This window comes from Pseudomonas sp. W5-36 (genome assembly GCF_046540455.1).
Classification (GTDB): domain Bacteria; phylum Pseudomonadota; class Gammaproteobacteria; order Pseudomonadales; family Pseudomonadaceae; genus Aquipseudomonas; species Aquipseudomonas graminis_B.
This window is the reverse complement of record NZ_JAXCIQ010000004.1, coordinates 184,599-204,156: the sequence shown is the minus strand read 5'-3', so window position 1 is coordinate 204,156 and position 19,558 is coordinate 184,599. Positions and strand designations below refer to the sequence as shown.

Genomic DNA, 19,558 nt, shown 5'->3' with positions numbered 1-19,558 from the left:
TGCCGATGAGGCTTTTCGCCAGCGCGACAGCAAACGACACAGTTTGAAATGATCGCCCGGTTGAATACACCCCGACATCACCTTATATACCCCCGCAGTACGTTACATATTCTTCCCGAGGAGAAACTCTTAACCATGATGCGCATTTTGCTGTTTTTGGCCACTAACCTTGCGGTCGTGCTGATTGCCAGCATCACCCTGAGCCTTTTTGGCTTCAACGGGTTCATGGCGGCCAACGGGGTTGATCTGAACCTCAATCAGCTGCTGATCTTCTGCGCTGTGTTCGGTTTCGCCGGTTCGCTGTTCTCGCTGTTCATCTCCAAGTGGATGGCGAAGATGAGCACAGGCACCGAGATCATCACCCAACCCCGCACCCGTCATGAGCAATGGCTGCTGCAGACCGTGGAACAACTGTCCCGCGATGCAGGCATCAAGATGCCGGAAGTGGGTATTTTCCCTGCCTACGAGGCCAATGCCTTTGCCACCGGCTGGAACAAGAACGACGCGCTGGTCGCGGTCAGCCAGGGCCTGCTGGAGCGTTTTTCGCCCGATGAAGTGAAAGCAGTGCTGGCTCACGAGATCGGTCACGTTGCCAACGGCGACATGGTGACGCTGGCGCTGGTCCAGGGCGTGGTCAACACCTTCGTCATGTTCTTCGCCCGAATCATCGGCAACTTCGTCGACAAGGTGATCTTCAAGAACGAAGAAGGCCGTGGCATCGCGTTCTACATCGCGACCATCTTCGCTGAAATCGTGCTGGGCTTCCTCGCCAGCGCCATCGTCATGTGGTTCTCGCGCAAGCGTGAATACCGCGCCGACGACGCCGGTGCCCGCCTGGCCGGTACGGGCGCGATGATCAGCGCTCTGCAGCGTCTGCGTTCGGAACAGGGCGTTCCGGTGCAAATGCCCGAAAGCATGACGGCGTTCGGTGTCAACGGTGGTTTGAAGCACGGCCTGGCCGGGCTGTTCATGAGCCACCCGCCGCTGGAAGAGCGCATCGAGGCGCTTCGTCGCCGCGGTTGATTGTGTAGAGGCTGCATCCAGAAAGGGCGACGTGAAGTCGCCCTTTTCTTTTGTGCTGATTTCTTTGCGCTGCGCTATCGGCGATACAGCCGATACGCATATTCCATGAGGGACGTCGCCCCCGCCTGCTTGAACTTCACACCCTCCTCCAGCACGTCCAGATCCGCGACGCGTTTGACCCGCCAGTCCGGGGAGAGCAACTGCAGCACCTCGTCCTCATCCACGGAGAACGGCGGGCCGGCAATCAACGACTGATCGTAATCCAGCGTCACCAGCAAGCCGCAGGCATCGTTCGACAACAGATGATTGAGCTGTTTGACGTAACGCCAGCGCAGGTCCGGCGGCAGCGCGATCAGGGCGGCTCGGTCGTAGAATGCGGTGCAGTCGCCAACGTCTTCCGGCGTGAGGGCAAAGAAGTCGCCGCACCAGATCTCGCAGCCCTCCGCACGATAGACCTTGAGCGCGCCACGCTCTTCAATCGTGGGCTGCCAGCCGTTCTCGCTGAAGAAGCCGGCCACCGCTATCTCAGACAATTCCGCGCCCACCACGTGAAACCCCTGGTTGAGCAGCCAGACCATGTCGATGCTTTTGCCGCACAACGGTACCAGCACGCGCTCCCCTGGCATGGCGGTGAGCTCTGGCCACAGGCGCAACAGGTGCGGATTCACAGACGCCTGATTGAAACCGATCTGATTGATCGCCCAGCGCTCATGCCAAAAACGCGGCTCCATAGACACTCCTGATATCCCGATCAAAACGGACGAAAACTTATATTAGATTTAGATGGATGCACTGCCCGATGATGCCACTCACCTTATACGCTCAGGACACTGCAAATGCTGCCTAGCCTGTTCATTTCCCACGGCTCGCCCATGCTTGCCCTCGAACCGGGCGAGAGCGGGCCGGCGCTCGCGCGTCTGGCCGCCTCCCTGCCGCGCCCCAAGGCCATCGTGATGGTCTCGGCGCACTGGGAAAGCAACGAGCTGCTGGTCAACGGCAATCCGCAGCCGGAGACCTGGCATGACTTCGGTGGCTTCCCCCCTGCGCTCTTCGCCGTGCAGTACCCGGCGTCCGGCATGCCGGAGCTGACGCAGCGCGTGCTGGAGCTGCTGACAGAGACTGACCTGCCGGCGCGCATGAACACCGAGCGACCGTTCGACCATGGGGTTTGGGTGCCATTGTCGTTGATGTACCCGCGGGCGGACATTCCCATCGTGCAGGTTTCACTGCCCACGCGGATGGGCCCTGCCCTGCAGACACGCGTCGGGCAGGCGCTGAATCGGCTGCGTGAGGAAAACGTTCTGCTGATCGGCTCTGGCAGCATCACCCATAATTTGCGCGAGCTGGACTGGCAGGCGGGACCTGAGAGCATCACGCCCTGGGCCCTCGCATTCCGCGACTGGATGGTGGAAAAGCTCGCGGCGGACGACCTGGAAGCGCTGCACGACTATCGAAATCAGGCACCCAACGCCGCGCGCAACCACCCGACCGATGAACACCTGCTGCCGCTGTATTTCGCGCGGGCGGCGGGCGGACAATTCAGCATTGAGCATCAGGGCTTCACCATGGGTGCGTTGGGGATGGACATCTATCGGTTTGGTTGAGGGGGCTGGTTTTGTCCCCGTGGAGCGGCTTCAGCCGGGAAGCGCACTTATAGCGCACTTATAGGGGACTGATTTATTTACAGCGCTTCATCGTAAATTAATCTGTCCCCGGTCAGTTGTGTGGCAACCGACGCCTTCCCGGCTGAAGCCGGTCCTACCCAGCCAAAACCCACTCGGCCTGGTGCCTCCCCCCTCCGTCTATGGGATCGGCGCCAGAGACAAAACGGGGACAGATTAATTTACGGTGAAGCGTTGTAAATAAATCAGTCCCCTTCAAATACTGCGACCGATGAACACCTGCTGCCGCTGTATTTCGCGCGGGCGGCGGGCGGGGAATTCAGCATCGAGCACCAGGGTTTCACCATGGGTGCGTTGGGGATGGACATCTATCGGTTTGGTTGAGGGGGTTGGTTTTGTCCCCGTGGAGCGGCTTCAGCCGGGAAGCGCACTTATAGGGGACCGCACTTATAGGGCACTTATAGGGGACTGATTTATTTACAGCGCTTCATCGTAAATTAATCTGTCCCCGGTCAGTTGTGTGGCAACCGACGCCTTCCCGGCTGAAGCCGGTCCTACCCAACCAAAACCCACTCGGTCTGGTGCCTCCCCCCTCCGTCTATGGGATCGGCGCCAGAGACAAAACGGGGACAGATTAATTTACGGTGAAGCGTTGTAAATAAATCAGTCCCCTTCAAATATACAAATAGTCGTAAATAAATCAGTCCCCTTCAAATAGTCATCCAAACGCAGTACTAGCCCCCAAATCCCACGCAAAAAAAATCCCCGAACCAGTCGGGGATTTTTATTCAGACGATCAGCTCAAGAGCGGATCAGTCCTCACGATAGCGACGCAGCTTCAACTGCTTGCCGGCAACGCGGGTGTCTTTCAGCTTGGCCAGCAGGCGCTCGAGACCGTCTTCCGGCAGTTCGACGAGGCTGAAGCTGTCACGCACCTGGATGCGACCGATTGCTTCACGAGCCAGGCCACCTTCGTTGAGGATGGCGCCCAACAGGTTTTTCGCAGCGATGCCGTCACGGGCACCCAGCGCGGTACGGCAGCGAGCACGGCCTTCGGCCAACGGCACCGGGGCACGACGTTCGCGGTCTCCACGATCAGGGCGGTCGCCAGCTGGACGCTCCGGACGATCACCACGTGGCGCGTTGTTCGGCACCAGTGGACGTTCTTTCTCGATCGCGCCCAGGGTCAGCGCCTGACCGTTGGTGGCCTTGCGCAGCAGAGCAGCGGCCAGAGCACGCGGGGTGCAACCGATGTCGGCAGTCAGGCGGTCCAGCAATTCGCCATGGCTTGCTTCGGCATCAGCGACCAGCGGCGACAGGCTGTTGGTCAGTTTCTTGATGCGGGCATCGAGAACGGCCTGGGAGTCCGGCAGGCGGACTTCGGCGATTTTCTGACCGGTCATGCGCTCGATCACTTGCAGCATGCGACGCTCGCGCGGCGTTACCAGCAACAGGGCGCGACCTTCGCGACCGGCACGGCCAGTACGGCCGATACGGTGAACGTAAGCTTCCGGGTCGTACGGCATATCAACGTTGAACACGTGAGTGATGCGCGGAACGTCCAGACCACGGGCAGCAACGTCAGTCGCAACAACGATGTCCAGACGGCCATCCTTGAGGGAGTCGATGACGCGTTCACGCTGGTTCTGGGCGATGTCGCCGTTCAGCGCAGCAGCCTTGTAGCCTTTGGCTTCAAGGGCGCTGGCCAAATCCAGAGTGGCCTGTTTGGTGCGCACGAACATGATCAGGGCGTCGAAATCTTCGACTTCCAGCAGGCTCAGTACGGCAGAGGTCTTCTGGTCAGCGTGAACCAGCAGGTGAGCCTGCTCGATCGCGGTAACGGTCTGGGTCTTGCTCTGGATCTTGACGTGCTTCGGGTCTTTCAGGTGACGCTCGGCGATCGCGCGGATCGACTGCGGCAGGGTCGCCGAGAACAGCACGGTCTGACGGGTTTCAGGCATGGCCTTGAAGATGACTTCGAGGTCATCCATGAAGCCCAGCTTGAGCATTTCGTCGGCTTCGTCGAGAACCAGGTGGTTCACGGTGGCCAGGACTTTCTCGTCACGACGCAGGTGGTCACACAGACGACCCGGGGTGGCGACGACAATCTGAGCGCCGTTGCGAATGGCTTTCAGCTGTGGGCCCATCGGCGCGCCGCCGTAGACAGCCACAACGGTCACGCCCGGCATTTGCTTGGCGTAGGTTTCGAACGCGGTGGCCACTTGCAGGGCCAGCTCACGAGTCGGCGCGAGGATCAGCGCTTGCGGCTCGCGTTTCGCCGGGTCGATCAGGCTCAGGATGGGCAGAGCGAAGGCGGCGGTTTTACCGGTACCTGTCTGCGCCTGGCCGATCATGTCGTGACCGGCGAGGATGATTGGAATCGATTGCTGCTGGATGGCCGAAGGCTCTTCGTAGCCGGTGGCTACTACAGCTGCAACAATTGTCGGGTGAAGGTTAAGAGCGGCGAAGCCGCCGGTTTCCTGGGTCATGGGTCTGCCTCTGAGTGCATCCGCAAAGACCCATGCTTCAAAGCTGCGCGTGCCGTGTAAGACCCTAGAGTCACCCTGGCTGCTTTGTCGGCGGGGATTTGCGAAAACGTATTGATGAATGGATCGTCATGGGTGGTTCGTGACCGAACCGGTTCGAGAAGATGGCTTCGCGAACCCATACCGTGACGAGGGCCCTATGAAAGGCCGGCGCGCACTATACCGGAAATGCTGAAATAAGTGAGGATTTTTTTCGCGAATCAGCCCCTTGCGGCCAACTGTCACAGGCTTTGCGCAAAGCTGCGTCAGTGTCTACTTTTCATGTGCCCGGTATCGGTAGCGGGCAGAGCTTAAACGATTCACCCAGACAGTGCGACACCCCACCCTCCCTTTCTCCTCATCTGCAGGAAACAGCGACATGACCTCTTCGATCAAAGGCCACGTCAGCCGGGAACAGCGCGGCGCAATCATGCTCATCGGCCTGGACCGCGCCGCAAAACGCAACGCCTTCGACCTGGATATGCTCAACCAGCTGAGCCTGGCCTACGGGGAGTTCGAGCGTAACGACCAGGCGCGGGTCGCGGTGGTGTTTGCCCACGGCGACCATTTCACAGGCGGGCTCGATCTGGCCAAGGCCGGCCCGGCACTGAGAGAAGGCTGGACGCTCCCGCCCGGCGGTTACGATCCCTGGGGTCTGTCGGTCGGTCCGCGGGTCAGCAAGCCGGTGATCGTCGCGGCCCAGGGCTGGTGCCTGACCCTGAGCATCGAGCTGATGCTCGCCGCTGATATCAACCTGTGCGCGAGCAACGCCCGCTTCGCCCATCTGGAAGTGCAGCGCGGCATTTTCGCCTTTGGTGGCGCGACCCTGCGGCTGCACCAGATCGCGGGCTGGGGCAATGCCATGCGCTGGCTGCTGACGGGCGATGAATTCGACGCCCACGAAGCGTGCCGCATGGGCCTGGTGCAGGAGGTGATGGCCCCGGAAGACCTGCTGCCCTCGGCGTTGCGCCTGGCCCGGCACATCGCCGACCGGGCACCCCTGGGAGTCCGCACCACCCTGGAGTCCGCGCGTCAGGCAGTGCTCGAGGGTGAAAGCGTCGCGGCGAAGGCGTTGCCGGCGCTGGTCCGGCGGGTGCTCGACAGCGAAGACGCCAGGGAAGGCCTGCAGGCGATGATGGAAAAACGCACCCCGGTGTTCAAAGGCTGCTAATCAGAGTTTGCTGACAGAGCCGGCTGAACGGGGATGCTGATCACGTCGCAGGCCGCAGCGTCTTGATCAGCGGCAACAGCGAATAGCCCAGCTGCGGCGCGAGGCTTTCGGCGCGCTGGGTCAGCGCGTCGATGTCGAGCGTCTGATCAAGGTCAGCGGGGACGATAAGGATGACGTTGCCCTCCTTCACCGGCAGTTCCCAGTAATGCCGGTGATAAAGCCCGCGCAGCAGCGCCGCCCCAAGTGGTTTGCCATCGTCCGACGCCCACTGGTTGATGATCAGCCATCCGCCGGGGTTGAGGCGCTGTTGGCATTTTTCGAGAAACCCCCAGGCCAGATGGCCCACGGCAGGGCCGGTGTCGGTGTAGAGATCGACGAAAATCAGGTCAGCGTCTTCGGCGGTCGGCAGCAGGTCGAGGGCGTCGCCGATGCGCACGTACAGCCGGGGATCGTCCTGCAGGCCCATGTACTCCATGGCCAGACGCGGCACATCGGGGCGCAGTTCGATGGCTTCGACGTCGTCGAGGGGGAGAAACTTCAGGCACGCCTGGGTCAGCGTGCCCGCACCAAGGCCCATGAACAGCGCGCTTTCCGGGGCGGGATGGCACAGGGCGCCAATGAACATGGCGCGGGTGTAGTCGTATTCGAGCCAGGCCGGATCAGCCGTGAACGTGCAACTCTGTTCGATGGCGTCACCGAACTCCAGGAAGCGGTAATCGGCCACTTCAAGTACGCGGATTTTGCCGAATTCGTCGTGAACTTCGGCCAACACGTGCTCTACGCGTTCCTCGGTCATTGCTGTTCTCGTGCCCATGGTCAGAGTGATTCGGGATAGCGCCCGCAGGGATTAGCATCGCCGCGCTCAGCGATCGACGTAGCCGCGCACCGGGCCTGGCGTGCAAAAGGGAGCTGAAAGCGGCCCGCAAAGGCGCGGATTGTCGGCGAATCACGCCCCGCAGGTCACGCAAATTCTCGGAGCGAGCTGCTAACATGCCTGTCCGATCGCACTGACTTCGAGTTCAACATGAGCCAACCCTGGAGCCCCGACAGCTGGCGGAACCTGCCTATCCAGCAGCAACCTCAATACCCGGACGCCGAGCACGTTCGCCGTGTCGAACAGACCCTTGCCAGCTACCCGCCGCTGGTGTTTGCCGGGGAAGCACGCGAGCTGCGCCGACAGTTTGCCGAGGTCACCGAGGGCCGGGCGTTCCTGCTGCAGGGTGGCGATTGCGCGGAGAGCTTCTTCGAATTCTCGGCGGCGAAAATCCGCGACACCTTCAAGGTGCTGCTGCAAATGGCGATCGTCATGACGTTTGCAGCCGGTTGTCCGGTGGTCAAGGTCGGGCGCATGGCCGGGCAATTCGCCAAGCCGCGCTCGTCCAACGACGAGACGATAGATGGCGTGACCTTGCCGGCGTACCGCGGCGACATCGTCAACGGCATCGGTTTCGACGAGAAGAGCCGCGTGCCCGACCCTGATCGCCTGCTGCAGGCGTATCACCAGTCCACCGCGACCCTCAATCTGCTGCGCGCTTTCGCCCAGGGCGGTTTTGCCGACCTGCATCAAGTGCACAAGTGGAACCTGGATTTCATCGCCAACTCGGCGCTGTCGGACAAATACAGCCAGCTCGCCGATCGCATCGACGAGACCCTGGCCTTCATGCGCGCCTGCGGCATGGACACCTCGCCGCAATTGCGCGAAACCAGTTTCTTCACCGCCCACGAAGCGCTGCTGCTGAATTTCGAAGAAGCCTTCGTCCGTCGCGACAGCCTGACGAATGATTTCTACGATTGCTCGGCACACATGCTGTGGATCGGCGACCGCACACGGCAGCTGGACGGCGCCCATGTGGAATTCCTGCGCGGCGTGAAGAACCCGATCGGCGTCAAGGTCGGGCCGAGCATGAACACCGACGACCTGATCCGCCTGATCGACATCCTCAACCCGGACAACGACCCGGGACGCTTGAACCTGATTGCGCGCATGGGCGCCAACAAGGTCGGCGACCATTTGCCGGGGCTGATCCGTGCAGTGGAGCGCGAAGGCAAGAAGGTGCTGTGGAGTTCGGACCCGATGCATGGCAACACGATCAAGGCCAGCAGCGGTTACAAGACCCGCGACTTCGCCCAGATCCTTGCGGAAGTGAAGCAGTTCTTCCAGGTGCATCAGGCCGAAGGGACCTACGCCGGGGGCATCCACATCGAGATGACCGGACAGAACGTCACCGAATGCATCGGCGGCGCGCGTCCGATTACCGAAGATGGCTTGTCGGACCGTTACCACACCCATTGTGATCCGCGGATGAATGCCGATCAGTCGCTGGAGCTGGCGTTTTTGATCGCCGAGACGTTGAAGCAGGTGCGTCGGTAGGGGGGCTGCGTCTGACTGCCATGGCCCCTTCCCGGCTGAAGCCGGTCCTACTAACGGCGCGCTGTTTTCTGTAGGAATGTCTAAAGCCAGTCCCACTAACGGCAGCGCCGTTGTCTGTAGGACTGGCTTTAGCTGGGAAAGCGTCGGATGTCACACCCTGGAATTGAGGGTGCCAGCGCGGGCCCAATCCCGGCTAAAGCCGGTCCTACGTTTCATTACAGGTGATCGAAGCCGCTGGCCACAAACGCCTCCCGCAAGCGCGCCGCACTGGCGCGCTGGCAGTTGATCAGCACGTGCGGCAGTTCCAGCCAGCTCGCCAGTTGCCACAGGTGCATCGCCAGGGCGTGCATGCCTTCGTCATCCAGTCCGGGTTGCTCTTCGTGAACCCCATGGACCGCCAGACGCCCTGCCGCCCGTTCAGCACGCAGGTCGATGCGCGCGGCGATGCGTTCGTTGTGCAGAAACGGCAGCACGTAATAGCCGTAAATCCGCTTGTGCGCCGGGGTGTAGATCTCCAGACGGTAGTGGAAATCGAACAGCCGCTCGGTGCGCGCCCGCTCCCAGATCAAGGAATCGAAAGGCGACAGCAACGCGCTGACCGCCACCTTGCGCGGCACCGTCAGGCCAGGAAGCGTATACGCCGGTTGCTTCCAGCCCTGCACCTGAACCCGTTGAACCGCGCCCTCCTCCACCAGCTCTGCCAACCCGCGCTTCGCCGGGGCCGGGTCCTGCCGGAAATAATCGCGCACGTCCTTTTCGGTAGCGACGCCCAGCGCTTTGACCGCATGCAGCAGCAAGCCGCGCTGTGCGTCGGATTCGCCAATATCGGGGTGACAGACGATCGCCGGCGGCAGAACGCGCTCGGGCAAATCGTACAACCGCTCGAAACCGCGACGGCCGGCGACCGTGACCTCACCCGCTGCAAAGAGCCACTCCAGCGCATGCTTTTCGGCGCTCCAGTCCCACCACGGCCCGGCGCGATCCTGTCGGGTGCTGATACTGCCCGCACCCAACGCGCCCTGCTCGCGAACGGTCTGTAACACCCGGGCAATGGTGGTTTGCTGCTCGCGGCCGAACTTGGCCAGTTGCTGATAAATGCCCTCTCCCTGGGCCGCGCGCTGCATTCGCCAGCGCATCATCGGATACAGTTCGAGGGGCAGCAACGACGTCTCGTGGCCCCAGTATTCGAACAGCTTGCGCTGCCGACCCTGGCCCCATGCCGCCTGTTCCAGCAACGTGCGCGGGTAAGGGCCGAGCCGGGAAAAGAGCGGCAAGTAGTGCGATCGCACCAGCGCGTTCACCGAATCGATCTGCAGCACGCCGAGCCGTTCGATCAGCTGTGTGACGTGGGCTGCCTTGATCGTCGCAGGCGGCTGGCGACTGCTGAAGCCCTGGGCGGCCAGCGCCAGCCGGCGCGCATGCTTGAGGGAAAGTGGCGGGTGGATCGGCAGTTCGGCGGGCATTGCAACCTCCATGGCGGTGCCCAACGCTAACCGATCATCCGCTGCCCTGTCAGCGCTTCATCGGGTCATCCCAGAAAGGACGCTGCATTTCTTCGTAGAGATCCGCTCGACTCAGGCCCAGATCCTTCAGCGCATCATCGCTCAGCGTGGCCAGTTCGACGCGCTGCTGATGCAGCCTGCGCCAGCGAGCAACCTGCGCCACAAATCCTCTCCACCAATGTTTCGGCGCGAATACCCGCGACAGTGGCTTTGCGACCAGTACGTAACCTTTTTGACCTTTCATCGTCCTGCCCTCCAGTGGGGATGGGCAGATTCTCTCGCCGGGCTTAAGATCAATCCAACGAATGTTTCTTATGCACTGCATCTGGGAGATTGATGCATGACCACCTACCCGAGTATCGACAGCGAACTGCTGCGCACCTTTGTCGCGATCGCCGACGAGGGCGGTTACACCAAGGCGGGCGAGGTGGTGAATCGCACGCAGTCGGCCGTCAGCATGCAGATGAAACGGCTGGAGGAGGACGTGGTGCGGCGCCCGTTGTTTCTGAAAGACGGCCGCACCATCAGCTTCACGGCGGAAGGCCAAGTGCTGCTGGGCTACGCGCGGCGGATTCTGAAACTGCACAGCGAAGTGTTCAACACCCTGCGCGAGCCGCACATGGTCGGCACGGTGAAGATCGGCACGCCGGACGATTACGTGATGCGCTTTCTGCCGGGGATTTTGCAGCGTTTTGCCCAGGCCTATCCGCTGGTGCAGGTGGAAGTGCATTGCGAGTCTTCGTCGCAGTTGCTGCAACGCCAGGACCTGGACCTGAGCATTGTCACCCGCGAGCCCGGCAAGGAAATCGGCCAGATCCTGCGCCAGGAGCGGTTCGTCTGGGCCGTCGGCGCAGGCTTTTGCCCACAGGAGCAAACGCCGATGCCGCTGGCGATGTTCAACACCGACTGCTTTTGCCGGCAGTGGGCAATCAACGCGCTACAGGCGTCCGGCCGCGAGTTCCGGGTGGCCTACACCAGCGCGAGCCTGTCAGCGATCATGGCGGTGGTCAGCGCCGGGCTGGCGGTGACGGCACAGCTGCAAAGCCTGATCACCTCGGACCTCGAAGTGCTGGGAGAACAGCACGGGCTGCCGCAATTGCCGTCGGCGAGCATCGTGCTGCTGCGCAACCCCAACAACCCGTCGCCGATCACCGAGTGCCTGGCCGATCACATTGCCGAGGGGTTCAGGCTGTAAAAAGACTCAGGCTGTTAGATCACAGCTTGAAGCACAGCATGATCGCGCAGATGACCAGAAAGCCGCAGAACAGCGAGCGCAACGTACGCTCCGGCAAACTGTGCGCCAAGGCGACGCCCCAGCTGATGCTGGCCAGCCCGCCGATAGCCAGGGGAATGCCCATCAGCCAGTCGACGTGGCCGTGCAAGGCGTAAGTGGCCAGGGTAATCGTGGTGCTCGGCGCCGCCAGTGCCAGCGCCAGGCCCTGAGCGGCCACCTGCGTTGCGCCAAACAGGCCGGTCAGAATGGGTGTCGCGATCACCCCGCCGCCGACGCCGAACAGCCCGGCGGTGACGCCCGAGCCCACGCCCAGCAGCCACAACCATCGGGTGTGGCGCAATTGGGCGCCTGCAGTGCCCTTGCGCCAGACCATCTGGATCAGGTTGAACAGCGTCAGCACGATGAGAAACCCGACGAAGCCCAGGCGCATGCTTTGCGGGTCAACGCGCACCGCCCACAGTGAGGTCAGCCAGGACATCGTGAAACTGGGCACGATGAGCATCAGCGCATGGCGCACCGACACCCGATTGCGCTGGTTGTAACGCCACAGCGCCAGCAGCACGTTGGGCAGCACCATCAACAACGCCGTGCCCTGGGCCAGTTGCTGATCGAGCCCGAACAACACGCCCAGCGCGGGAATGGCGACCAGCCCGCCGCCAATGCCGAACAGTCCACCCAGTGTGCCCATGGCGGCGCCCAGCAGCAGGTACATCAATACGTCGACAATCACGGGCGTTCCTCTGATCCGATTTCAGCGCGCATGCTACGCAGTCAGCGCCGTCGAGGAAATCCGCGTTGACGATCTCCAGGGTGTACCACCGATTCACAGCATTGTCGGCGCCTGCCGCCGATCGATAGAAAGCTACACGCCCAGCCATTACCGAAATTATCTGGTGCATTAAACATCTGGGTACTAAATTACCGACCACTACTGACCGAGCGAGGGACACCCATGAACGCCAACGAGCCATCCCAAAAGGCTGGCGCTGGCAGCTGCGACGCGCTGCTGCTGGACAACCAGCTGTGTTTCGCCCTGTACTCGACGTCGCTGATGATGACCAAGGTGTACAAGCCGCTGCTGCAGGCGCTGAACCTGACCTACCCGCAATACCTGGCGATGCTGGTGTTGTGGGAGCGCGACGGCCTGACCGTCGGAGAGGTGAGCACGCGCCTGCTGACCGATCCGGGCTCGCTGACGCCGCTGCTGAAACGACTGGAAGCTGAAGGCCTGATTCGCCGGACCCGCAGCAAGGAAGATGAACGCGTCGTGCTGCTGACCCTGACCGACCAAGGAAAGGCGTTGCACACAAAGGCCCAGAGCGTTCCGCAATGCATTCTGGCCGCCAGCGGCATTAACCTTGAACAGCTCAAGGCCCTGCAGAAAGACCTGCTCGCCCTGCGTGGAAATCTGCTCGAGAGCCTCTGATCAGCCCCCTTCATCCACTCACCTCAAAAATCCCGAAAATTTATCTTGCGCACTAAACATTGGCGCAGTACATTTCACCTCACTTGCTTAGCGCACAAAACTTTAGCGCAAAGCAGACCCTGATTCATTCAACGCTATTCAACCCATCAGCACGTGAGGAATTACCATGCAAGCGCTCTACACTGCAGTCGCAACCGCAACCGGTGGCCGTGATGGCCGCGCTGTTTCCGACAACAAAATTCTCGACGTCAAACTGGCCACCCCGAAAGAACTGGGCGGCGCTGGCGGCGAAGCCACCAACCCAGAGCAACTGTTTGCTGCCGGCTACTCGGCCTGCTTCATCGGCGCACTGAAATTCGTCGCCGGCCAGAGCAAGAAAACCATCCCGGCTGACGCGTCGATCACTGCCCACGTCGGCATCGGCCAGATCCCTGGCGGTTTCGGTCTGGACATCGACCTGCACATCAGCCTGCCGGGCCTTGAACAAGCCGAAGCCCAGGCGCTGGTCGATGCAGCCCACCAGGTCTGCCCTTACTCCAACGCCACACGCGGCAACGTCGACGTTCGTCTGCACGTGACCGTGTAAAAACCTGGCGTAAGGCCTCGCCTCCAACCCTCGTCTGACCGGGAGAAGAACATGAACACGTTTGGCAAGATTCTGGCTGGCTCGCTCCTCGCACTGTCCATCGGCGACGCTTTTGCTGCAACCGATACGGGCGTCGAGCACAACACGCAGGCGTTTCTGGACGCGCTGAATTCGGGAAGCGGCAAGCCGATCGAACAGCTTTCGCCCAAAGATGCCCGCGCCGTCCTGACCGGTGCCCAGGCCGGGGTCAAGTTGACCCTGCCCAAGGCCGATGTCAGCCAGAAGACCATTTCGGTGGATGGCCAAGACATCAGCCTGACGATCGTTCGTCCGGCCGGCGTCAAAGGCACCTTGCCGGTGTTCATGTATTTCCACGGCGGCGGCTGGGTGCTCGGCGATTACCCGACCCACGAACGTCTGGTGCGGGATCTGGTCGAGGGTTCGGGGGCAGTGGCGGTGTTCGTCAACTACACCCCATCACCTGAAGCCCACTACCCGACGGCGATCAACCAGGCCTATGCGGCGACCAAATGGGTCGCCGAGCATGGCAAGGAAATCAACGTCGACGGCAAGCGTCTGGCGGTGGCGGGCAACAGCGTCGGCGGCAACATGGCGACGGTTGTCAGCCTGATGGCCAAAGACAAAGGCACGCCGGCCATCCGTTATCAGGTGCTGTTGTGGCCGGTGACTGACGCCAACTTCGATACCGGTTCGTACGATCAGTTTGCCGAGGGTCACTTCCTCACCCGCAACATGATGAAGTGGTTCTGGGACAACTACACCACCGATCCGAAACAGCGCGCCGAGATCTATGCCTCACCGCTGCGGGCCACGACCGAGCAGCTGAAAGGTCTGCCGCCTGCCCTGGTGCAAACCGCAGGGGCTGACGTGCTGCGCGACGAAGGTGAAGCCTACGCCCGCAAGCTGGACCAGGCCGGTGTGCCGGTGACGGCGGTTCGCTACAACGGCATGATCCACGATTACGGGCTGTTGAATGTGGTCAGCCAGGTCCCGGAAGTGCGCTCGGCCCTGCTGCAGGCTTCGCAAGAGCTGAAGCTTCATCTGAAGTAAAGGCGTCAGCGGGCGTCAACTCGGCGCCCACAAAAAAGCCCGACTCGATGGTCGGGCTTTCTCGTGTTCGGCGTTACATCACCGGCATTACAAAAACTGTGCTTATTTGGCACGGCCTTTGTAGGAACCGCCTTCACGGGTGTCGATTTCGATCTTGTCACCGATTTCGATGAAATCAGCCACCTGCAGCTCGGTGCCGTTGGCCAGTTTGGCCGGCTTCATGACCTTGCCCGAGGTGTCGCCACGAGCCGAACCTTCGGTGTAGTCAACGGTGCGCACGATGGTGGTCGGCAGCTCTACGGAAACCAGACGCTCTTCAAAGAAGATCGCTTCGCAGACGTCGGTCATGCCTTCTTCAACGAATGGCAGAACGGCTTCGATGTCTTCGGCGTTCAGCTCGTACATGGTGTAGTCGGTGGTGTCCATGAACGTGTAAGTGTCGCCGCTGATGAAAGACAGCGTGGCTTCTTTACGGTCCAGGATCACGTCGTCCAGCTTGTCGTCGGCGCTGTAGACGATTTCAGTCTTGTAGCCGGTCAGCAGGTTCTTCAGCTTGGTTTTCATGATCGCGCTGTTACGGCCCGACTTGGTGAATTCAGCTTTCTGAACCAGCCAAGGATCGTTTTCCAGCTTGATCACGGTACCGGGTTTAAGCTCTTTGCCAGTTTTCATTACGAGTATCCGAATTTGGATGAAAGATCTTTCTAAGCCCTGTACGAAAAGCCACTTTTCGTACAGGGCTTAATACAAGGCCGCGTATCATATCCAACTTTGGTAAAACCTTACCAGCGCAGTCGTCAGATCCTCCTGCAAGGCCTGTTCCAGACACCAGCGCCGGGCATGGGCGGCGAGTTCATCGGTGTGCTGATCCAGCGCATTCCAGCCCTGAGTCATGGCTGTTCCGCCATTCCAGCTGCGCCAGACCTCGGTCAGCGCCTGCCCTGCAGCCTCCGACAACCCCCCCCGATACAGCTCCAGAAACGCATCGAGCTTGGCCCAGTGGGCATCGTCATCCTGCTCATAGATGTGCCAGATCAGCGGCCGCCCAGCCCATTGCGCGCGGACGAAGGAGTCCTCGCCGCGCACCACGTTGAAATCACAGCACCACAACAGCGAATCGTAGTCTTGCTGATGCACGAACGGCAGCACCTGAATGGTCAGGGCATCGCGCGCATGCACAGCGCCCGCCGTCAATTCATCCACGCCCAACCAGCGCTGAACGTCGCCCAGAATGCGGCCCTCAGGCACCAGCAAATGGGTAGTGCAATCAGCCTGGGCCAGGCAATCCAGCCAGCTGCCGAGCCCGGCGTGTTCGTAGGCAAACAGTGACATCAGCCGCGCATCGGCGTGGGGCGCGATGTTCAGGCGCTGGAGGAAGGATTGGCGTGCGGCGGGATTGGCCTGAAACGCCTGGCGCATTTCGATCAAGCCGGCTTCACGCAACAACCCGCCGGTCTTCGCGGTGAATCCGGGGAAAAAGAAGTACTTGCGCAGGCCCGAAGACTGGATCGACGGCAGGCCGTGGCAGCCCGACACCCAGTCTTCGGCGCTCAGGTACTCGAGGTTGAACCACAGCGGCCGTTTCTCTGCCCCGAGCATGGCGTCGATGTAGTCCGGTGGCAGGCGACAGGCAAAGGCCTCGACCACGACGTGCGGCAGCTGCAACGGCTGCCAGGTTTTGGGCCATTCCGCTGGCCAGCGACAGACGATAACGCCATCCTGCATTTGCTGATCAGCCAGGGGATCGGCACCCGGGCACAGCCGGGCGAAGGCGTTCAGGTCATCGATCCAGAGGCGAACCTGCAGGTCGTGTTCGGCGACCAGTTGTCGGGCCAGGCGAAAGGTCACGCCGACGTCGCCGAAATTATCGACAACGCTACAGAAAATATCCCAAGAGGCTTTCATCCGGGCTCCCTGAGGATGTTCAAAAAAACCGATTGTCCGTCATTGCGGCGCAGAATCGCCAGCCCCGCTCGTGCGACAATCGCCGCCACTGCTGGCCACATGCATACAAGTCTGGAGTCTGTCATGTACGTCAACCCACGCGAACTGTCCGTCACGCTGCGCCCGCTCAAGCTGATACTGTCAATTGCCGCCGGCATCTGGCTGGGGTTTCTCGCTGTCCTGCTAAGCCTGTGGCTGATCTATCAACTGCTCCCCGCCGAGCAGACCCAGGCACTGAACAATGCCGCGGCGCAGATAACTGCCCCGCCCGCGGCCAGACCAAAACCCGAAACTGATAACCCGATGTTCGATCAGTACCGGCAGATCCTTCGCGACAGCGAAGCGCGGCAGACCCAGGAGGCTGAGCAGGCGGAGCGGCAACGCAGTTTCAACGGCCCGAAATGCCAGTTCTGGATGCAGCAGAACCAGACCGCGCCCAGCGAGAAAAGCCGTGCGAGCGTCTATCAGTTCTGCGGTTGAATCCCTTTTTGTCGAGCCATTCCATGCCACCGAATACGCCATGCCCGTGAACAAGCAAACCGTCCTGCAGTGCATCGTCGAGAAACTGCAGGTCGACCTCGATGTGGCCGTGCGTGCCGCGCAAACGGCGTACGAAACCGCGACCCACGAAGAGAACATCGCCGAGAACAAGTACGACACGCTCGGGCTGGAGGCGTCCTATCTGGCGGCGGGTCAGGCGCGGCGCGTGGAAGAAATCCGCCAGTCGCTGAACCTCTGCCGCCACCTCGTGCTCAAGCCGTTCGATGACCAGCGCGGCATCCAGACCGGCGACCTCATTGCCCTTCAGGCAGGCAACGGCGCGCAACAGCGGTTGTTTCTCGCGCCTGACGCGGCGGGGCTGAAACTCACGGTCGAAGAGCAGGTGATTACGGTGATCACCGCACGTTCGCCACTGGGACAAAGCCTGCTTGGCAAGTTCGATGGCGATGAGGTGGAGGTGGTGGTGAACGGCAGCCGTCAATTGTTCGAGATCACGCAAATCCTGTGACCCACTGATCATTTGCAGGGTTGTAGCGTCCGAGTTTTTGTGGGTAAGGTGCGCAGTCGCACCACAAAGGGTGAACCCCGGAACACGGAGCCGGGGACACGGATTTAACCAAGGAGATATTTCATGACGAACGTCATCACTTTCCCTGACGCCCATGAACGTGATCGCCTCAAGTCCAGTGACCACCACGGGTTGAGATACCTGAACAAGAAAGAGCGACAACTGATCGACCGACTGCGCATGACCAGTCACGCTGGCCGCCAGTACGTTTACGACTACGCCAGCATCATGCAGCGTTCCAAACCGCTGTACCTCGAGCCGGTGGACTGACGCGGCGCAACCGGGACACGCGCCGGTTCAGCAGAGGTTCAGTACAACGCCAATGAGCGCGGGCCTATAGTGGGCAGGTGTTTCTGTCCTCAGGAAAGCATCATGCCCACTGCCACGCCCACGCCCGTCCCCTCGCCCGCCGAACCGAGCGCTGCCGCTGCGCCGGCGGATCATCTGCGCTTTCACAAACGCCACGCCCACCTGGCGCCGACCTTTGGCACCGATGCCTTCGCCCTCAAGGCCGAGGCGTTTGCGCGCTTTTTCGGCACGCCCACCTTTCTCGGCGCCCAGACGTTTCTGGTGGTGCTGTGGGTCGGCGCCAACCTGAGCGGGCTGGTGTCATTCGATCTCTACCCGTTCATCCTGCTCAATCTGGCGTTCAGCCTGCAATCGGCCTACGCCGCGCCGCTCATTCTCCTCGCGCAGACACGACAGGCTGCCCGCGACAAGGCCAGCGCCGATGCCGACGCGCTCCACCGCGAGGCGTTGGCAACGGCTAATGAAGAACGCATGGCGCGAGCGGCGCAAAACACCACACAGATGCTGGAACTGCTGGAACAAAACACCCGGCTCACCGAAATGACCAAAGTGCTGACCGAACGGGTGGAAGCGCTGACGGCGGACATGCACAAGCATTTCGTAAAACGCGATGGGCATGTCTGATCTGGAGCCGGTCGCAGAACCCTGTGGGAGTGACCGCCACAGGCCCTCCGAAATCACATCCCGTTGAACGATCACGATCAAGCGCTGCCCGAAACTTCATGGCATTCATGATCCCCCGTCAAAACTCCCGTGCCCGCGCTGTGGTTTTTCCCTGCCAGCCGGCGCGGGATACTGGGCGTCTGCTTCGTTTATCCCCTTCCCCCTTGAACTCTGGAGTTTTCCCATGACTGTTCCCGCATTTGGCCTTGGCACCTTCCGCCTGAAAGATCAGGTCGTCATCGACTCGGTCAGCAACGGCCTGGAGCTGGGCTATCGCGTCATCGACACCGCGCAGATCTACGGCAATGAAGCCGAGGTCGGTCAGGCCATCGAGCAAAGCGGCGTGTCCCGTGATGAGCTGTACATCACCACCAAGATCTGGACTGACAATTTCGCCGCCGACAAGCTGATCCCGAGCCTTAAGGAAAGCCTGGCCAAGCTGAAAACCGATCACGTCGACCTGACGCTGATCCACTGGCCGTCGCCAAAGGGCCAGGTGCCCGTCGCCGAATTCATGGGCGCACTGCTGGAAGCCAAGCGGCAAGGCCTGACCCGCGAGATCGGCATTTCCAATTTCACCGTGGCGCTGATGGGTGAAGCCATCGCTGCGGTCGGTGCCGAGAACATCGCCACCAACCAGATCGAACTGCACCCGTACCTGCAAAACCGTACCGTGGCCGCTTTCGCTCAACAGCACGGCATCAAGATCACGTCCTACATGACCCTGGCCTACGGCGAAGTGCTGAAAGACCCGGTGATCGAACAGATCGCCCAGCGCCACAACGCGACGCCTGCGCAAGTGACCCTGGCGTGGGCCATGCAACTGGGCTATGCGGTGATTCCGTCGTCGACCAAACGCGCCAACCTGGAAAGCAACCTGAAAGCCGTCGACCTCACGCTGACCGAGGACGACATGGCGCAGATTGCGCAGCTGGACCGCGGCCATCGCCTGACCAGCCCGGCCAGCCTTGCGCCGCAGTGGGATTGATAAAGCGCTGATTCTGGCTTCGGCCAGAATCACCCCAATCAGCGCCCCCTAATA

At 61.2% G+C, this 19,558-nt stretch carries 21 protein-coding genes and 1 pseudogene; 14 read left to right on the top strand and 8 right to left on the bottom strand.

Annotation, left to right across the window (positions count from 1 at the left end):
• Positions 1-135: 135 nt before the first annotated feature.
• On the top strand, positions 136-1,023 hold the full coding sequence (htpX, locus tag SLW74_RS09270; protein WP_410928684.1) for a protease HtpX: 888 nt from the start codon (positions 136-138) through the stop codon (positions 1,021-1,023).
• A 74-nt stretch (positions 1,024-1,097) separates the two neighbouring features.
• Here the strand turns inward: htpX and SLW74_RS09265 are convergent, their stop codons facing one another.
• A complete protein-coding gene (locus tag SLW74_RS09265; RefSeq protein ID WP_065993068.1) occupies positions 1,098-1,754 on the bottom strand; it encodes a thiopurine S-methyltransferase in 657 nt (218 codons plus the stop codon).
• A 105-nt stretch (positions 1,755-1,859) separates the two neighbouring features.
• Here SLW74_RS09265 and SLW74_RS09260 point away from each other — a divergent pair, with 105 nt between their 5' ends.
• Entirely contained in the window at positions 1,860-2,627 is a 768-nt protein-coding gene (locus SLW74_RS09260; RefSeq protein WP_410928683.1) for a DODA-type extradiol aromatic ring-opening family dioxygenase, read from the top strand.
• 285 nt (positions 2,628-2,912) lie between these two features.
• Positions 2,913-3,029 (top strand): annotated as a pseudogene (locus tag SLW74_RS09255) (dioxygenase); the annotation flags it as partial.
• Between the two features lie 428 nt (positions 3,030-3,457).
• On the opposite strand, the gene SLW74_RS09250 reads toward SLW74_RS09255, so the two are convergent.
• Complete coding sequence (locus SLW74_RS09250) at positions 3,458-5,134, bottom strand: DEAD/DEAH box helicase (protein WP_065993064.1); 1,677 nt, start codon at positions 5,132-5,134, stop codon at positions 3,458-3,460.
• 415 nt (positions 5,135-5,549) lie between these two features.
• Between SLW74_RS09250 and SLW74_RS09245 the strand changes: the two genes are divergently transcribed.
• Positions 5,550-6,341: a crotonase/enoyl-CoA hydratase family protein gene (locus tag SLW74_RS09245; RefSeq protein ID WP_410928682.1), complete on the top strand. Its 792-nt coding sequence runs from the start codon at positions 5,550-5,552 to the stop codon at positions 6,339-6,341.
• Positions 6,342-6,381: 40 nt separating this feature from the next.
• Here the strand turns inward: SLW74_RS09245 and SLW74_RS09240 are convergent, their stop codons facing one another.
• Positions 6,382-7,137: a spermidine synthase gene (locus SLW74_RS09240; protein ID WP_065993059.1), complete on the bottom strand. Its 756-nt coding sequence runs from the start codon at positions 7,135-7,137 to the stop codon at positions 6,382-6,384.
• 228 nt (positions 7,138-7,365) lie between these two features.
• Between SLW74_RS09240 and SLW74_RS09235 the strand changes: the two genes are divergently transcribed.
• Positions 7,366-8,712 (top strand): class II 3-deoxy-7-phosphoheptulonate synthase, encoded by a 1,347-nt coding sequence (locus tag SLW74_RS09235; protein WP_065993057.1) that lies wholly within the window; start codon positions 7,366-7,368, stop codon positions 8,710-8,712.
• Between the two features lie 215 nt (positions 8,713-8,927).
• Here the strand turns inward: SLW74_RS09235 and SLW74_RS09230 are convergent, their stop codons facing one another.
• Positions 8,928-10,175, bottom strand: coding sequence for a winged helix-turn-helix domain-containing protein (locus tag SLW74_RS09230; RefSeq protein ID WP_410928681.1), 1,248 nt, complete (start codon positions 10,173-10,175; stop codon positions 8,928-8,930).
• Between the two features lie 49 nt (positions 10,176-10,224).
• Positions 10,225-10,458: a DUF1127 domain-containing protein gene (locus tag SLW74_RS09225; protein ID WP_410928680.1), complete on the bottom strand. Its 234-nt coding sequence runs from the start codon at positions 10,456-10,458 to the stop codon at positions 10,225-10,227.
• A 96-nt stretch (positions 10,459-10,554) separates the two neighbouring features.
• Between SLW74_RS09225 and SLW74_RS09220 the strand changes: the two genes are divergently transcribed.
• Positions 10,555-11,409, top strand: coding sequence for a LysR substrate-binding domain-containing protein (locus tag SLW74_RS09220; protein ID WP_065993052.1), 855 nt, complete (start codon positions 10,555-10,557; stop codon positions 11,407-11,409).
• Between the two features lie 19 nt (positions 11,410-11,428).
• On the opposite strand, the gene SLW74_RS09215 is transcribed toward SLW74_RS09220, so the two are convergent.
• Positions 11,429-12,160 carry a sulfite exporter TauE/SafE family protein gene (locus SLW74_RS09215; RefSeq protein WP_141695274.1) on the bottom strand — a complete coding sequence of 244 codons (732 nt, stop codon included), beginning with the start codon at positions 12,158-12,160 and terminating at the stop codon, positions 11,429-11,431.
• A gap of 240 nt (positions 12,161-12,400) precedes the next feature.
• Here SLW74_RS09215 and SLW74_RS09210 point away from each other — a divergent pair, with 240 nt between their 5' ends.
• The 3 genes from SLW74_RS09210 to SLW74_RS09200 all read left to right on the top strand — a co-directional run bounded on the left by SLW74_RS09210 (position 12,401) and on the right by SLW74_RS09200 (position 14,531).
• The gene (locus SLW74_RS09210; protein WP_065993051.1) at positions 12,401-12,874 is read left to right on the top strand and encodes a MarR family winged helix-turn-helix transcriptional regulator; all 474 of its coding nucleotides are present in this window, start codon (positions 12,401-12,403) and stop codon (positions 12,872-12,874) included.
• A 166-nt stretch (positions 12,875-13,040) separates the two neighbouring features.
• Complete coding sequence (locus SLW74_RS09205; RefSeq protein ID WP_065993050.1) at positions 13,041-13,460, top strand: organic hydroperoxide resistance protein; 420 nt, start codon at positions 13,041-13,043, stop codon at positions 13,458-13,460.
• A gap of 51 nt (positions 13,461-13,511) precedes the next feature.
• A complete protein-coding gene (locus SLW74_RS09200) occupies positions 13,512-14,531 on the top strand; it encodes an alpha/beta hydrolase (RefSeq protein ID WP_410928679.1) in 1,020 nt (339 codons plus the stop codon).
• Positions 14,532-14,633: 102 nt separating this feature from the next.
• Here SLW74_RS09200 and SLW74_RS09195 read toward each other — a convergent pair whose 3' ends face one another.
• Together SLW74_RS09195 and earP are read right to left on the bottom strand one after the other, a co-directional pair.
• Complete coding sequence (locus SLW74_RS09195; RefSeq protein ID WP_065993048.1) at positions 14,634-15,203, bottom strand: elongation factor P; 570 nt, start codon at positions 15,201-15,203, stop codon at positions 14,634-14,636.
• An 87-nt stretch (positions 15,204-15,290) separates the two neighbouring features.
• Positions 15,291-16,436: an elongation factor P maturation arginine rhamnosyltransferase EarP gene (gene earP / locus SLW74_RS09190; RefSeq protein WP_410928678.1), complete on the bottom strand. Its 1,146-nt coding sequence runs from the start codon at positions 16,434-16,436 to the stop codon at positions 15,291-15,293.
• 123 nt (positions 16,437-16,559) lie between these two features.
• Between earP and SLW74_RS09185 the strand changes: the two genes are divergently transcribed.
• The 5 genes from SLW74_RS09185 (at position 16,560) to dkgB (ending at position 19,504) form a co-directional block, all read left to right on the top strand.
• The gene (locus SLW74_RS09185; RefSeq protein WP_410928677.1) at positions 16,560-16,955 is read left to right on the top strand and encodes a hypothetical protein; all 396 of its coding nucleotides are present in this window, start codon (positions 16,560-16,562) and stop codon (positions 16,953-16,955) included.
• 46 nt (positions 16,956-17,001) lie between these two features.
• Positions 17,002-17,484, top strand: a complete 483-nt coding sequence (locus SLW74_RS09180; protein ID WP_296314023.1) for a transcription elongation factor GreAB — start codon at positions 17,002-17,004, stop codon at positions 17,482-17,484.
• A 123-nt stretch (positions 17,485-17,607) separates the two neighbouring features.
• Positions 17,608-17,814 (top strand): hypothetical protein, encoded by a 207-nt coding sequence (locus SLW74_RS09175; protein WP_410928676.1) that lies wholly within the window; start codon positions 17,608-17,610, stop codon positions 17,812-17,814.
• A gap of 102 nt (positions 17,815-17,916) precedes the next feature.
• Positions 17,917-18,477: a DUF1003 domain-containing protein gene (locus SLW74_RS09170; protein WP_410928675.1), complete on the top strand. Its 561-nt coding sequence runs from the start codon at positions 17,917-17,919 to the stop codon at positions 18,475-18,477.
• Between the two features lie 223 nt (positions 18,478-18,700).
• Positions 18,701-19,504, top strand: coding sequence for a 2,5-didehydrogluconate reductase DkgB (gene dkgB, locus SLW74_RS09165; protein WP_410928674.1), 804 nt, complete (start codon positions 18,701-18,703; stop codon positions 19,502-19,504).
• Positions 19,505-19,558 lie beyond the last annotated feature (54 nt).

Coding starts and splice junctions, on each gene's coding strand:
- htpX (WP_410928684.1), top strand. CDS start 136: ATGATGCGCATTTTGCTGTTTTTGGCCACTAACCTTGCGGTCGTGCTG.
- SLW74_RS09265 (WP_065993068.1), bottom strand. CDS start 1,754: ATGGAGCCGCGTTTTTGGCATGAGCGCTGGGCGATCAATCAGATCGGT.
- SLW74_RS09260 (WP_410928683.1), top strand. CDS start 1,860: ATGCTGCCTAGCCTGTTCATTTCCCACGGCTCGCCCATGCTTGCCCTC.
- SLW74_RS09250 (WP_065993064.1), bottom strand. CDS start 5,134: ATGACCCAGGAAACCGGCGGCTTCGCCGCTCTTAACCTTCACCCGACA.
- SLW74_RS09245 (WP_410928682.1), top strand. CDS start 5,550: ATGACCTCTTCGATCAAAGGCCACGTCAGCCGGGAACAGCGCGGCGCA.
- SLW74_RS09240 (WP_065993059.1), bottom strand. CDS start 7,137: ATGACCGAGGAACGCGTAGAGCACGTGTTGGCCGAAGTTCACGACGAA.
- SLW74_RS09235 (WP_065993057.1), top strand. CDS start 7,366: ATGAGCCAACCCTGGAGCCCCGACAGCTGGCGGAACCTGCCTATCCAG.
- SLW74_RS09230 (WP_410928681.1), bottom strand. CDS start 10,175: ATGCCCGCCGAACTGCCGATCCACCCGCCACTTTCCCTCAAGCATGCG.
- SLW74_RS09225 (WP_410928680.1), bottom strand. CDS start 10,458: ATGAAAGGTCAAAAAGGTTACGTACTGGTCGCAAAGCCACTGTCGCGG.
- SLW74_RS09220 (WP_065993052.1), top strand. CDS start 10,555: ATGACCACCTACCCGAGTATCGACAGCGAACTGCTGCGCACCTTTGTC.
- SLW74_RS09215 (WP_141695274.1), bottom strand. CDS start 12,160: ATGTACCTGCTGCTGGGCGCCGCCATGGGCACACTGGGTGGACTGTTC.
- SLW74_RS09210 (WP_065993051.1), top strand. CDS start 12,401: ATGAACGCCAACGAGCCATCCCAAAAGGCTGGCGCTGGCAGCTGCGAC.
- SLW74_RS09205 (WP_065993050.1), top strand. CDS start 13,041: ATGCAAGCGCTCTACACTGCAGTCGCAACCGCAACCGGTGGCCGTGAT.
- SLW74_RS09200 (WP_410928679.1), top strand. CDS start 13,512: ATGAACACGTTTGGCAAGATTCTGGCTGGCTCGCTCCTCGCACTGTCC.
- SLW74_RS09195 (WP_065993048.1), bottom strand. CDS start 15,203: ATGAAAACTGGCAAAGAGCTTAAACCCGGTACCGTGATCAAGCTGGAA.
- earP (WP_410928678.1), bottom strand. CDS start 16,436: ATGAAAGCCTCTTGGGATATTTTCTGTAGCGTTGTCGATAATTTCGGC.
- SLW74_RS09185 (WP_410928677.1), top strand. CDS start 16,560: ATGTACGTCAACCCACGCGAACTGTCCGTCACGCTGCGCCCGCTCAAG.
- SLW74_RS09175 (WP_410928676.1), top strand. CDS start 17,608: ATGACGAACGTCATCACTTTCCCTGACGCCCATGAACGTGATCGCCTC.
- SLW74_RS09170 (WP_410928675.1), top strand. CDS start 17,917: ATGCCCACTGCCACGCCCACGCCCGTCCCCTCGCCCGCCGAACCGAGC.
- dkgB (WP_410928674.1), top strand. CDS start 18,701: ATGACTGTTCCCGCATTTGGCCTTGGCACCTTCCGCCTGAAAGATCAG.